The sequence below is a fragment of the Streptomyces sp. NPDC001056 genome (assembly GCF_053598955.1).
The window spans coordinates 1-12,902 of sequence record NZ_JBSFLI010000035.1 but is presented as its reverse complement, the minus strand read 5'-3'; the positions used below and the strand labels follow the sequence as shown (position 1 = coordinate 12,902).

The window sequence follows — 12,902 nt, the reverse complement described above, 5'->3', positions numbered from 1 at the left end:
CGGGCCCGGACATCGGCGTCCGCACAGAGGGACAGGGGCGTACGGCGTCCCCGGCGCGCGTCAGCGGCCGGCGCCGCCGCGCCCGCCCGCGCGTACGTCTCGTCCAGGTCGCCCGACGGGGCGCCCGCGACGCCGATGCCCCGTGGCCTTCACGGTGAGGTGCGTGCTCTGGGTGAGATCGCCGCGGCGCCCACGGCGGCCAGGGCGGCGATGCCGCCACCGGCCGCGTGCCACGACCCCCAGGCACCGCACGTCCTCGTGCACGTGCGGGCGCGGTCGCCGTGGCGAATCAACAAGGCATGGAACATGCCCGGTTCACTCTTGGACATGAGTGCCTTCCCGCTGTTTCGCTGTTCCCCACGGATCACCCCAGCCGACAAGGCCTGCCCTGGGAGGACTTCACCATGACCGGTTTCCGACCGCTCGCACGCCGTGGCCTGTTGAAGGCCGGACTCGCCCTCACCTCCGGCGCCGTCGCGGCGTCGGCAGGCAGAGCCGTCGCCGCACCGGGCGCCCCTTCCGCCGACGAGTGGGGCGACCTGGAGGCACGCTACGGCGCCCGGCTCGGTGTGTACGCGCGCAACGTCCGCACCGGGCAGGTGCTCGCCCACCGGGCGGGGGAGCGGTTCGCGATGTGCTCGGTGTTCAAGGCGTTCGCGGCGGCCGCCGTGCTGCGCGACGAGGCGCGCCGCGCGCCGCTGGACAGGGTGATCCACTATCCGCCGCACGACGTGTTGCCCAACTCGCCGCGCACGCAGGAGAACCAGGCCACCGGCATGACCGTGGCCGACCTGTGCGCGGCGGCGATCCAGTACAGCGACAACACGGCCGGCAATCTCCTGCTGCGCGAGCTGAACGGTCCCGGCGGTCTCACCCGGTTCTTCCGCTCGCTCGACGACGAGGTGAGCCGGCTCGACCGGTGGGAGCCGGAGCTGAACACGGCGATCCCGGGGGACCCGCGGGACACCACGACGCCCGAGGCCGTCGGCACGAGCGTCGAGCGGCTGACCCTCGGCCGGGCCCTGCCCACCCCCGACCGCGAGCGGTTGGTCACCTGGCTGAAGGGCAACACCACCAGCGCCCACAGGTTCCGCGCCGGGCTGCCCGGTGGCTGGACCGTCGCCGACAAGACCGGCACCGGCGACTACGCGAGCGCCCACGACGTCGGCGTGGCCTGGACGACCCGGGGCACGCCCGTCGTCCTCGCCGTCCTGTCGACCAAGCCCGACCGGACGGCACCGGTGGACGAGGCGCTCGTCGAGGAAGCGGCCCGCATCGTCGCGCGGACGGTGGCGCCCGGCGAGTGACGGCCGCGGGGAGCGAGGTCAGGCGCGCCGGGGCGGCTCGCCCTGGGCGGCCTGGAGATCGGCGAGGAGCCCGGCCTGCTCGGCGAGGACCCCGGACAGGATCGTCCGCGCCACCCGCAGCAGCTCGGCCACGTGCGGGCTGGTCAGCGAGTAGTAGACGTTCGAGCCTTCCTTGCGGGTCCTGACCAGGTTGGCGCGGCGCAGCACGGCAAGTTGCTGGGAGAGGTGGGCGGGCTCGATGCCCACCTCGGGCAGCATCTCCGCGACCGCGTGCTCGCGTTCGCTGAGCAGTTCCAGCACGCGGATGCGGGCCGGATGGCCGAGCGTCTTGAAGAACTCGGCCTTCAGCTGGTACAGCGGTTTGCTCACCGGACCGTCCCTTCACCGGCCCGGCGACCGGCCCCCTGCGGCCCGGCCTCGGCCCGTCCCATCGACCCACACGTCCACACCATGGGGTCCATCCTCACCCGGAGGGTCCGCGGCCACCGAATCGGCCCCCGGAAACACCGCACCCGCCCCTGGACACCCCGCGGCCGGCCACCGCCGGCCGCGGGGCCCGGTCGCCTACGCGGTGGGCCATCCGCCGTAGGGAACGGTGAGCAGTTCCATGGCGTGTCCGACCGGATCCATGAAGTACACGCCCTTCCCGCCATCGTTGTGGTTGATGGTGCCGGGGTGCTTCCGGTGCGGGTCGGCGTAGTGCTCTATGCCGCGTTCGGTGATGCGCGCGTACGCGGCGTCGAACTCCTCCTCGGAGACCAGGAACGCGTAGTGCTGCGGGGTGATCTTGTCCTCGGGAACGGTGGCGAAGTCCAGCGTGACGCCGTTGCCCAGGGCGACGGCCACGAACGGGCCCCACTCCGAGGTGATGTCCAGGCCCACGATCTCGGTGAAGAAACGGGCGGACTCCCGGTTGTCCCGGGCATGGACGATGGTGTGATTCAAATCGACCGACAAGGAATGCCTCCGAAGGCATCTCCCGGCACCTCCATGCCTCACCCGGTCGGTGACCGGCACGCGATGCCGGCGTCAAGTCTAGTCAGCCGTTCGGCGCAGCGGGCGGAGAGGGCAGGATTCGAACCTGCGCGGGCCCCGAAGGGCCCGACCGTGAGCCGAGCTCGCTGGTCCCCGATCAGCCACTCCGGGCACCTCTCCCTGTGACCGGTTCCGGTTTCCCGTGCCGCTCACAGGAACAACAGTGCCGGCAGGCGCTGACCGGGGACTGACGCACGGCTGACCTCAGCCGGTGCCCGGCACGGCGCGGAACACGACGGCGATCAGCAGGGCCGCGGCGACCAGCGCGCCGCCGGCCCACAGCGGGCCCAGCTCCGATCCGGCGAGGGTGGCCGCGGCGACGAGGGGCCCGGTGGCGGCGCCGATGTTGAGCGCGGCGGTCGCGTAGGAGCCGGCCATGGTGGGGGCGTGCGCGGCCTCGTAGAGCACGCGCGTGATCAGGGTGCTGCCCAGCGCGAAGGACAGCGCCCCCTGCGCGAACACCAGCGTGAGCAGCGCGACCGGCCGGTGGGCCAGTGCGGCCAGGGCGGGCCAGCCGACGAGCAGCAGCGGACCGCCGGCCGCGACGACGACGCCGGGACGCCGGTCGGACAGGCGTCCGGCGACACCGACACCGACGAAGGAACCGGCGCCGAACAGCATGAGGGCGACCGAGATCCACAGCTCGCCCAGCCCCGCGGCGCCGGTCACGACGGGGGCGAGGAAGGTGAAGCCCGCGAAGGTCGCCGCGTTGACCAGGGCGCCGAGCAGCATCGCCAGGAGCAGCCGCGGCCGCCGTAGCTGCGCCAGCTCGGCGCGCAGTCCGCCGGCCGTGCCCTTCTCCGCGGGGCGCGCGGGGACGCCCCTGAGAATGCCGGCGGCCGCGAGCAGGCACAGGGCGGCGACGGCCCAGAACGTGGCCCGCCAGCCGAGCAGCGTACCCAGCACCGATCCGGCCGGGACACCGGCGATCGTGGCCACCGTCGTGCCCGACAGCAGCACCGCGAGCGCACGGCCCTTCCGGTCGGGCGGTACCAGCGCGGCGGCGGTCGTGAGCGCCACCGCGAGGAACCCCGCGTTCGCCAGCGCCGCCACCACCCGGGTCGCGCACAGCACCGGGAAACCGGTGGCGGTCGCGCCCACCGCATGGGCGGCCGCGAACAGGAGGACGAAGCCGAGCAGGGCGGCCCGTCCGGGACGGTTGCGGGCGAGTGCGGCCATCAGCGGGGCGCCGACGACCATTCCGACGGCGAAGGCCGAGGTGAGCAGGCCCGCCGTGCCGACGGTGACGCCGAGGTCCGCGGCGATGTCCGGTACGAGGCCGGCGAGCATGAATTCCGAGGTGCCCATGGCGAAGACGGCAAGGGCGAGCGGATAGAGGGCGAGGCGCATCGAAGGTGGCTCCGGGGTGAGGAGAAGCGCGAGAGGGTCATCTCGTCACCGCGGTCAGCACCCGGGGGCGCACGCGCCCGGCCGTAGCGCACGACGATACAGCGCAACGGCGGTGAGGTCAGTGGCTCCGGGGGCTGACGGCGTGACCGAAAGCCCCCACCCTGTCCGACTCAGGACTCGACACGGCCCCGAGGTTACCCGAGCAACTCCCCGACACCCCCATGGTTTTGCCCCGGTCCTTCGTCGTCGGTAGAGTCGGCCGGGTGATCGCCGGATCGGCCAGGGGCCACGCACGAATCGGGTTTCCGGCCCTGTCGTGAACGCGCGGCGGGCAAGGAGCCCGCCCCCTCCGGGACGTACCGTCCCGCGCCCGTTCACCGGGCGCCCGTCCCCGCGATCCCGGAGAACAGGACCTCCCATGCACACCGTCCAGTTGAACCACACCGCCGTCTACGCCAGCGACCGGTATCTGTCGGCCGAGTTCCTCGCCGCGATACTGGGGCTGCGGGTCGGCGCCCCGTTCGGGCCCTTCCTCCCCGTCGACCTCGGCAACGGCGTGACGCTCGACTACTACGAGAAGCGCGACGAGCCGATCCAGTCCCAGCACTACGCGTTCCTCGTCCCCGACGAGCGGTTCGCGTCCATGCTCGCCCGCCTGGAAGCGGTCGGGGTCACCTACTACGCCGACCCCGCGCACACCGAACCCGGTCGGACCAACCACCTGTTCGGCGGACGTGGTGCGTACTTCGCCGACCCGGACGGCCACAACATGGAGATCATGACCAGGCCGTACGTCCGCCCGTAGGCGACGCCTCCGCGAGGCCCACCGGCCCGGCCCGCCGGGGCGGGGCCGTTCGGCCCGAGGCGCGCGGGGCCCGGCGCTTCCAGGGTTTCCGGTCGTGCCGACGTGGTGTTCGGCCTCCAGTGGGGGAGACCGAACACGACGGGCTGCGATCGGCTGCCTCGGCGTACACAAGTGGTAGGCGGGGTGCCCCGGTGGTACACGTGGTACGAGCCAGGGCCCCCGGCAGTCCGAGGGACGAACACCGTGCACACCGGCGGTCCGGGATCCCGGCGAGGAGTGAGCGAGCATGGCAGAAGGCCCCACACCCCAGAGCGGCGCGCCGGAGCCGGGGGACCGTCCTCCGGCTCCGGCGGACGGCCCCCCGCGGGGCGACCTCGGGCGCAGGCTCCGGCGGCGCCGCGCGGAACTCGGTCTCAGCCGGGAAGAGGTGGCCGGCCGCGCCGGCATGGCCGAGGCGTACATCGCCCATCTGGAGCAGCACAGCACCGCCGCTCCCGACTCCGGCACCCTGCTCAGGCTCGCCGGGGCGCTGCGTACCAGCCCTCAGGCACTCGGCGGCGGTTTCGCCGGGCTGCCGTCCGGACTCGGGCAGGCATCCCGCGACCCCCGGTTCGTCGAACTCAGCGAACAGGACTGCAGGGAGCTGCTGTCGACCCACGGCATCGGGAGGTTCGCCATCAGCACCGAGGGCGCGCCCTTGGTGCTCCCGGTGAACTACAGCGTCGTGGACGGCGCGATCGTGTTCCGCACGCGCGAGGGATCGGCGATCACGCAGGGCTTCGACCGCGAGGTGGCCTTCCAGGTGGACCGGGTGGACGACGCGTTCAGCGAGGGCTGGAGCGTACTCGTGCGGGGGACGGCCCGGGCGGTGACCGACCCCGATGAGGCACAGCGGCTCATCCGGCGCGCGTACAGCACCCCCTGGGCGGGCGGGGGGCGCGATCTGTGGGTGCGGATCGAGCCCATGGCGTACACGGGCCGTCGGATCGAAGCGGGATGAGACCGACGGGAATCGGCCGGTCCACGAGGATCACCCCGGTCGTGCCATCCCCTCCGGGGTGGCGGACGGCACGAGGCTGACGACGCCGACGACCCCGTCCAGCCGCCAGGCCGCGAGACCGGCGCGGGCGATGGCGCCGCGCAGTTCCGCGCGGCCCGCCAGGGTGACGACGCCGTCCCGGACGGACACGGTGACGGCCTCCGGCGGCAGGCCCAGCTCGCCCGCGACGATCTCCTCGGAGACCTGGCGGCGGATCTCGTCGTCCCCGCGCAGAAAGACCCGCAGCAGGTCACGGCGGGTGACGATGCCGATCAGCCGGTCCTCCTCGTCCACGACGGGCAGGCGTTCCACACCGCGTCGTTCCATCAGCCGGGCGGCGTCGGACACGCGCTGCTCCGGGTGGACGGTGACCGCGGGTGTCGACATCAGCTCCCGTGCCGGCGGCTCCCGCACGGGCTCGCCCGGGGCCTGCGGTCGCCGGGCGGCCCGTTCGCGCACGAGGTCGGAGGCCGAGACGACGCCGAGGACCTTGTCGTCCTGGTCGATCACCGGCAGCCCGCTGATCCCGTGCCGTTCCAGCATCCGGGCGAGGACCTCGGACGATGTCGTCTCCGACGCGGTGACGACGTCACCGGTCATCACCTCGCCGATCGTGCTGTGGGTCACGGCCCTTCCTCCTTCTGGGGTGCGCGGGCCTCCTCCGGTGGGTCGCGGTGGTCTCCCGTCGCCCTCGTCCCGCTCGACGCCCCGGCCAGGCGTTGTCCCCACTGTCCGTCCGAGCCGGTACCACCAGCGTGCCGCGTCCGCCGCCCGGGGGCCGAGGGCCGGGCGCCCCCGGAAACGGGACCTTTGGTCCTGATTCCGGGCGCCTGCCGACTCGGCCGGGTGCGGATGGGTCCGCGGTGGGCGCCCCCGTCGTCCTGGGGCCCTCCCGGGTCCATGAGGTACCGGGCGCCCACCCCGGTGACCCCGCCCGGCCCTCCTGAGGGGCCGGGCGGCCCACGGGCGCGGCTCACCTCCGCGAGGCACGCTTGTCCTACGGAGTGCGTGGTGGCGGTTCGGATCCGGAGGGACACGTCATGGCTGGTCGGATCGTGGTGGGAGTCGATGGGTCGCCGCAGAGTGTTGCCGCCGCTCACTGGGCCGCGCAGGAGGCGGTACGCAGGGGGGCGGAGCTGGTCGTGGCGCACGCGTGGGTCGCGCATGTGCAGCCGGCGCCGTTGGCGACGAAGGACAGTACCGAGCGCGGCTGGGCGGAGCGCGTGCTGCGGGAGGCGGTCGACAGTGTGCGGGCGGCGCATCCGACGCTGGCCGTGACCGCGACGCTGATCGCCGAGTCGCCCGTTCCCGCGCTGCTGTCCGCGGCCGCCGAGGCCGACACGCTGGTCGTGGGCACGCTCGGGCTCAGCCGCGCGGCCGGGGTCCTCGTCGGCTCGGTCTCGCTGCGGGTCGCGGGCCGCGCCCCCTGCCCGGTGGTGCTGGTGCGAGCGGGCCGCAGCGCCGCCGACGAGCATCTGCCGACGGCTCCCGGGCTGGCGCCGGACGAGATCCCGAGCATCCCGTACCGCGCCGTCGTACTCGGCCTGGACATCGGCAGCCCCTGCGACGAGCCGATCGGGTTCGCCTTCGAGGCCGCCCGGCGGCGCACCACCGAGCTGCGGGTGTGCCATGTGTACGAGCAGGACGACGCCGGTCCCGAGGGGGCGGCCGCCGCCGAACACGCCGTGATCGCGCTCCTGCGGCCGTGGCACGAGAAGTACCCGGACGTGTCCGTGGCGACGACCGTCACCGAGGGCCGGGCCGGGGACGAACTCGTGCGGGCCACGGACGGCGCCGGACTCGTCGTGGTGGGCCGCCGCGTCACCGGCAGCAGGCTCGGCGAACGCCTCGGCCATGTCGCCCACGCGGTCGTCCAGCACGCCGAGTGCCCGGTCGCGGTCGTCCCGCACAACTGAGCACCGCACCGAGCACGCCGGAGACCGGTGGCGGGCGGAGAGGGCAGGATTCGAACCTGCGCGGGCCCCGAAGGGCCCGACCGTGAGCCGAGCTCGCTGGTCCCCGATCAGCCACTCCGGGCACCTCTCCCTGTGACCGGTTCCGGTTTCCCGTGCCGCTCACAGGAACAACAGTGCCAGGAGGTGCTGACCGGGGACTGACGCACGGCTGACCTCGGCCAACGGTCACCGGGCGGCGGCCCGGTGCACCACATGCCCGCCCGTCACCGTCAACGCCACCGGGGCATCGGCCAGTTCGTCCGCGGGCGCGTGCACGGGGTCCACGCCCAGAGCCGTGAGGTCGGCGCGGAAACCGGGTGCGACACGGCCGGCGACCGTGGACTCGCCCGCGGCCGCGGCCGCGTGGCTCGTGCAGCCCTCCAGCGCCTGCAACGGGGTCAGGCCCGCGCGGCGCGCGGCGGCGCCCTTGGGGTGGCGCGCGGTCGCCAGTACGGCGCGGGCGTCGTAGTGCGCGATGGGCCAGTCCGAGCCGAGCGCGACGACGGCCCCCGCGTCCCGCAGCTCCCGCAACCGCCAGGCACGGGCGGCCCGTTCGCCGCCGAGGCGGCGGGACCACTCGTCGCTGCCGTCGTCGCGGGTGTACCCGGTGTGCGGCGGCTGCATGGAGGCCGCGACACCCAGCTGGGCGAAACGGGGGAGGAGTTCGTCGGGCGCCGTCTCGATGTGCTCGATCCGGTGCGCCCCGTGCCCGCCCGGCCCGAGCGAGGCCACGGTGTCCAGGACGTGTCGTACGGCCGCGTCCCCGATGGCGTGCGTGGCGGTGCGCACCCCGGCCGTGTGCAGGGTGCGTACGGCCTCGGCGTAGGCCTCCGGGTCCGGCCAGAACGCGTCCGTGCCCCGGCCGTGACAGTCGGGGTGCTCCAGCCACGCCGTGCCGCCCTCCACGGTGCCGTCCATGAAGAACTTCACTCCGCCGACCCGCCAGTGCCGCCCGCCCCGGCCCTGGAGCGCGATCAGCTCACGCAGCGCACCGGCGTCCGCGCCCGGCATGCACCAGGGCGCGAACCGCAGCCGTACCGGCAGGACCGTCTCCCGTGCCACCGCCGCCACCAGTTCCGGGTCCCCGCCGTCCATCACATGGGCGCCGGTGAGTCCCGTGGCCGCCATCGCGGACAGCAACTCCCGCAGCCGCGAACGGCGTTCGGCGTCCGAGGGGCGGGGCGCGACGGCCGTCACCAGGTCCATCGCGGCATGCTCGACCAGGTGCCCGGTGGGCCGGCCCGAGGCGTCGCAGACCACCTCCGCGCGCTGCTCGAAGGAGCGCGGCCCGGACACCCCGGCGGCGGCCAGAGCGGCGGCGTTGGCGAGGGCGGAGTGACCGTCGTACAGGCGGAGAAGGGCGGGCGTGTCGCCGAGAAGGTCGGCCACCAGGTCGTGGTGGATCGGGCGGCCCTCGAAGGCGTTGTGGTCCAGGCCGTGCCCGAGCACCCAGCCCCCGAGCCGCTCGGCCCCCGCCAACGCCGCGCGCAGTCCGGCCAGATCGCGTACGCCCGACAGGTCCACGCCGGTCGCCATCTCCAGCCCCCACACCGGGTGGCTGTGGGAGTCGACCAGGCCGGGCACCAGATGCGCCCCGCCCAGCTCGACCACCTCGGTGCCGGGGCCGCGCCAGTCCCGTACGTCCGCCGTCTCCCCGACCGCGGTGATCAGCCCTTCGTGCACGGCGACCGCGGTGGCGGTGGGACGGTCGGGGTCGAGGGTGCGCACCCGGGCACCGGTGAGGACGAGGTCTGCGGCGGGCATGCCATGAACTCCTTTGTCTGCGGTGGTCGTTCGGTGGTCTTTCGGTGGCCCCGTCCGGTCATCCGACGGGCTCGGTCGGCGGCGCGGGCTCCGTGGCGAAGGCCTCGTACACCCGCGGTCGGCTGCGCCGCAGCCACCACGCGAACGGCAGCCCGAGCAGGAAGACGACCGGCGCCGCGAGCACGAGCAGGGCGTTCACGGCCGGGGACGCACCGGTGAACAGGTCGATGTGCCCCACCACCAGGACGATCGCGGTCGCGAGCAGCACCGTGGCGAGGACCGGCGCCACCACCGTGCGCAGGCTCCCCTCGCCGTGCCGAACCCGCCGGAAGTAGCAGGGCACGGCGAGCGCGGCGAGCAGCTGGAGCAGCAACAGGCCGATCATTCCCGGGGTGTTCACCCACAGCAGCAGCTGCTGGTAGGGGTCGGCGTGGGCGGCCCAGAAGGCGAGGACGACCACCGCGCCGAGCACGGTCTGGGCGATGCCGGCGACGTACGGGGAGCGGTGGCGCGGGTGGATCCGGCCGAGCCGGGCGGGCAGTACGCCCTCCTCCGCCAGCGCGAGCGCGTAGCGGTTGATGGCGTTGTGGAAGGCGAGCAGGGAGGCGATGACGCTGGTGACGATGAAGACGTGCATCAGATCCGCGGCCCAGCCGCCCACGTAGGTGGTGATCGCGGTGAAGAACAGCCCGACCGGGTCCTTCCCGGCGGCCCGCACCACCTGGTCGTCGCCGAACGCCTGAATGGCGATCCACACGACGAACGCGTAGAACAGGCCGAGGAATCCGACGGCCAGATAGGTGGCGCGCGGCACGGTGCGCCCCGGGTCGCGGGCCTCGCGGCGGTAGATGACGGTCGACTCGAAGCCGGTGAACGCGGCGAACGCGAAGGCGAGCACGGCGGCCGTGCCCGGCACGAACACATGCGAGGGGGCCAGGGAAGCCAGGGACAGCCCATGGGCGCCGCCCTTCAGCAGCACCCCGCCGGCCAGCAGGACGAGTATTCCCGTCTCCGCGACCAGCAGGACGCCGAGCAGCTTGGCGCCGAAGTCGATGGAGCGGAAGCCGCCGTAGCCGATGAGCAGCAGCCCGGCCAGCGAGATGGGCAGCCAGGGCACGTCGAAGCCGGACAGGGCGTGCAGGGTGTCGCGGCAGGCGGAGGCGAGCAGGCCGTAGACGCCGATCTCCATGCCGTTGTAGCCGAGCAGCGCGAGCAGGGCGGCGCCGATGCCAGCCGGGCGGCCCAGGCCCCGGGTGATGAAGGCGTAGAAGGCGCCGCCATGGGTGACATGGCGGCTCATGGTGGTGAAACCGACGGCGAAGATAGCGAGGGTCAGCCCGGCGAGGAGATAGCCGACCGGGGCACCGATGCCGCCCAGCAGGATCGCGAGCGGCGCGACCCCGGCCATGACGGTCAGCGGGGCCGCGGCGGAGACGACGAAGAAGGCGATGTCGGCCGTGCCGAGGGAACCGGAGCGGAGGGTCGCCGCGTCGGACGGCGCCTTCTCCTCGGGCAGTTCGGAGGTGGTGACGGACATACGAGGGGAGCCCTTCTGGCAGCGGAGGGGAGGGGGTCCCGGCGATGGGGGCGATCGGTGGACGGGGGCGCGGGCGGTCCGGACCGGGATCGGCGACCCGCGCAGGCGCGCCCGGACGTACGGGGCTTCCGGGTGCCCGGAGGGGATGGCGGGGCGCCCGGCGTCGTAAACCTAAAGGCTCTCGGTTTCCGCAATGTAACCTGCCGTTGGGTATCCGGGAAGACCTCAGGGAGAACACCGATCATGGGACGGCCGCGCACCCCGCTCCTCGACCGCGAGCGCATCACCACGACCGCGCTCCAACTCGTCGACGAGTGCGGCGACTTCAGCGTCCCGCAGATAGCCAGGCGGCTCGGCGCGCAGACGGGGTCCGTCTATCACCACGTGGACGGCCGGGACGGCATCGTGGAGCTGCTGCGCGAACGGGTCGCCTCCGCGATCGAGACGGCCACCCTCGACCTCGAACCCTGGGACGCGGCCGTCGAGGCCTGGGCCCGCTCCTACCGGGCCGCCTTCGCCGCGCACCCCCGCGCCATCCCGCTGCTCATGACCTCACCGGTGCGTGCGCCCCGGGTCCTGGACCAGTACGAACGGGCGGTGACCCGGCTGCTGGACGCCGGGTTCGAGCCGGCCGGGATCATGGCGCTGATCACCGCGCTGGAGAACCTGGTCCTGGGCTCGGCCCTCGACCTCGCCGCCCCCGAGACCATGTGGGTGACGGACCGCGCCGCCACCCCCCGTCTCGCCGCGGCCCTCGCCGCCGTGGGCGACCACCGCGCCGACCGGGCCTTCGAGGTGGGCCTGGCGGCCTTCATGAACCACGCGCGCGCGCTCCGCGGGAACCGCGCCTCCTGAGGCCACGCGGGTCACCGGGGGCAGGACGACGAGGCCGGACGTGCGTCCCGTCGGGGGAGCACTGCGCCGGACCGTTGAACCGGCCGACCACGTCGACGAGTTGCCGGGGCCGAGATCGTCGGAGGCCGGCAAGCCCCGAAGTCACCCATGCCCGCGGACGCCGGAGTCCCTGGCCGGCCCGGAGGACCCCGGACGGCGTTCCGGCTGAACGGCTCCGCCCGCGCACGCCGCGGGCAGAGCGGGTACGTCGGTGGGGGAGGGCCGGCCTCTCGCGCACCGTCAGGGGCGCCCCTCCACCATCGGCGACGATCACGGACCGAGCCCGCACGCCAAGGGCCGGCCGGCAGTCGCACCGGCGCGGTGTGATCCCGTGGCGCCGCTGGCGCGGCGGGGAGGCACACACATGGAATCGCCGCGGGCCCGGGCGGCCGCTCTGTCGCCCGGACCCGCGGCAGCTCGGATGCGTCAGGCGGCGGTTTCCCAGGCGCCGTATCCGCCGAGGAGGTCGTAGACGTCGGTGCGGCCGCTGTGCCGGATGAGGCTGGCGGCGATGGAGGAGCGGTGGCCGCCGGCGCAGTGGACCACCAGACGGCCCTCGGCCGGGACCTCGTCGAGGCGCTTGGCCAGTTCGGCCAGGGGGATGTGCAGAGCGCCCTCGATGGAGCGGCCGTCCGCGCGCTCGCCGCAGTTGCGCACGTCCAGGACCAGCGGCGGCTGGTCGGAGGTGAGTTCCTCGCGCAGTGCCTCGGCGGTCAGCCGGCCTGCCTGGCGTGTCTCGTCGGGGAGGGCGAGGAAGAGCTGCTCGTGATCGGCGGCGTAGCCGTGGACGCGGTCGAAGCCGATACGCGCGAGGCGGGTGACGGTCTCCTCGGCGCGGCCCTCGGGGGCGACGATGAGGATCTCGTCCTCGGGGGTGAGGACGCTGCCGGCCTGTTCGGCGAAGCGGCCGTCGAGCGGGACGTTGACCGAGCCGGCCAGGTGACCGGCGGCGAATTCGAACTGGTCGCGTGCGTCGAGGACGACGGCGCCGGCGGTCAGCAGGCGGGCGAACTCGGTCGCGTCCAGCGCGGGAGCGCCCTCCTGCGGCTCGAACAGGTCGCGGTTGCGGCGGTTGAGGTCGGCGTCGTAGGAGAAGTAGCCGGGGGCGGCGGACTGGCCGTCGGTGACGAGGCGGACGAAGGTGTCCTGGTCCATGGGCTGGCAGGCGTAGTTGGTCAGGCGCTGCATGCCGATGGTCGACTGGAGTTCGGTGGAG

The 12,902-nt window shown here is 73.9% G+C and carries 12 protein-coding genes and 3 pseudogenes; 5 read left to right on the top strand and 10 right to left on the bottom strand.

From position 1 onward, the window contains the following. Positions 1-65: 65 nt before the first annotated feature. A pseudogene (locus tag ACWDD7_RS30735) lies at positions 66-140 on the bottom strand (heme-binding protein); the annotation flags it as partial. Positions 141-404: 264 nt separating this feature from the next. Between ACWDD7_RS30735 and bla the strand changes: the two are divergent. Further along, complete coding sequence (bla, locus tag ACWDD7_RS30730) at positions 405-1,307, top strand: class A beta-lactamase (RefSeq protein WP_450459807.1); 903 nt, start codon at positions 405-407, stop codon at positions 1,305-1,307. 18 nt (positions 1,308-1,325) lie between these two features. Here bla and ACWDD7_RS30725 read toward each other — a convergent pair whose 3' ends face one another. The 4 genes and pseudogenes from ACWDD7_RS30725 to ACWDD7_RS30710 all read right to left on the bottom strand — a co-directional run bounded on the left by ACWDD7_RS30725 (position 1,326) and on the right by ACWDD7_RS30710 (position 3,692). Further along, complete coding sequence (locus tag ACWDD7_RS30725) at positions 1,326-1,676, bottom strand: ArsR/SmtB family transcription factor (RefSeq protein ID WP_351881547.1); 351 nt, start codon at positions 1,674-1,676, stop codon at positions 1,326-1,328. Between the two features lie 195 nt (positions 1,677-1,871). Beyond that, positions 1,872-2,264 (bottom strand): VOC family protein, encoded by a 393-nt coding sequence (locus ACWDD7_RS30720; RefSeq protein ID WP_450459806.1) that lies wholly within the window; start codon positions 2,262-2,264, stop codon positions 1,872-1,874. 103 nt (positions 2,265-2,367) lie between these two features. After that, a pseudogene (locus tag ACWDD7_RS30715) lies at positions 2,368-2,462 on the bottom strand. Positions 2,463-2,546: 84 nt separating this feature from the next. Beyond that, entirely contained in the window at positions 2,547-3,692 is a 1,146-nt protein-coding gene (locus ACWDD7_RS30710) for a Cmx/CmrA family chloramphenicol efflux MFS transporter (protein WP_450459805.1), read from the bottom strand. Between the two features lie 418 nt (positions 3,693-4,110). Between ACWDD7_RS30710 and ACWDD7_RS30705 the strand changes: the two genes are divergently transcribed. Together ACWDD7_RS30705 and ACWDD7_RS30700 are read left to right on the top strand one after the other, a co-directional pair. Beyond that, the gene (locus ACWDD7_RS30705; protein ID WP_392214079.1) at positions 4,111-4,497 is read left to right on the top strand and encodes a VOC family protein; all 387 of its coding nucleotides are present in this window, start codon (positions 4,111-4,113) and stop codon (positions 4,495-4,497) included. A gap of 286 nt (positions 4,498-4,783) precedes the next feature. Beyond that, the gene (locus tag ACWDD7_RS30700) at positions 4,784-5,497 is read left to right on the top strand and encodes a pyridoxamine 5'-phosphate oxidase family protein (RefSeq protein ID WP_450459804.1); all 714 of its coding nucleotides are present in this window, start codon (positions 4,784-4,786) and stop codon (positions 5,495-5,497) included. 30 nt (positions 5,498-5,527) lie between these two features. On the opposite strand, the gene ACWDD7_RS30695 is transcribed toward ACWDD7_RS30700, so the two are convergent. After that, positions 5,528-6,163: a CBS domain-containing protein gene (locus ACWDD7_RS30695; RefSeq protein WP_450459803.1), complete on the bottom strand. Its 636-nt coding sequence runs from the start codon at positions 6,161-6,163 to the stop codon at positions 5,528-5,530. Positions 6,164-6,576: 413 nt separating this feature from the next. Here ACWDD7_RS30695 and ACWDD7_RS30690 point away from each other — a divergent pair, with 413 nt between their 5' ends. Further along, entirely contained in the window at positions 6,577-7,452 is an 876-nt protein-coding gene (locus ACWDD7_RS30690; protein ID WP_450459802.1) for a universal stress protein, read from the top strand. Between the two features lie 35 nt (positions 7,453-7,487). On the opposite strand, the pseudogene ACWDD7_RS30685 reads toward ACWDD7_RS30690, so the two are convergent. The 3 genes and pseudogenes from ACWDD7_RS30685 to ACWDD7_RS30675 form a co-directional block, all read right to left on the bottom strand. Then, a pseudogene (locus tag ACWDD7_RS30685) lies at positions 7,488-7,582 on the bottom strand. A gap of 95 nt (positions 7,583-7,677) precedes the next feature. After that, the gene (locus tag ACWDD7_RS30680; RefSeq protein ID WP_450459801.1) at positions 7,678-9,255 is read right to left on the bottom strand and encodes an amidohydrolase; all 1,578 of its coding nucleotides are present in this window, start codon (positions 9,253-9,255) and stop codon (positions 7,678-7,680) included. A 58-nt stretch (positions 9,256-9,313) separates the two neighbouring features. Continuing rightward, the gene (locus tag ACWDD7_RS30675; RefSeq protein WP_450459800.1) at positions 9,314-10,792 is read right to left on the bottom strand and encodes an APC family permease; all 1,479 of its coding nucleotides are present in this window, start codon (positions 10,790-10,792) and stop codon (positions 9,314-9,316) included. Positions 10,793-11,035: 243 nt separating this feature from the next. Between ACWDD7_RS30675 and ACWDD7_RS30670 the strand changes: the two genes are divergently transcribed. Next, on the top strand, positions 11,036-11,647 hold the full coding sequence (locus tag ACWDD7_RS30670; protein WP_450459799.1) for a TetR/AcrR family transcriptional regulator: 612 nt from the start codon (positions 11,036-11,038) through the stop codon (positions 11,645-11,647). 465 nt (positions 11,648-12,112) lie between these two features. Here the strand turns inward: ACWDD7_RS30670 and ACWDD7_RS30665 are convergent. Beyond that, positions 12,113-12,902, bottom strand: a 790-nt coding sequence (locus ACWDD7_RS30665) for a rhodanese-like domain-containing protein (RefSeq protein WP_450459798.1), incomplete at its 5' end; no start/stop codon positions are given.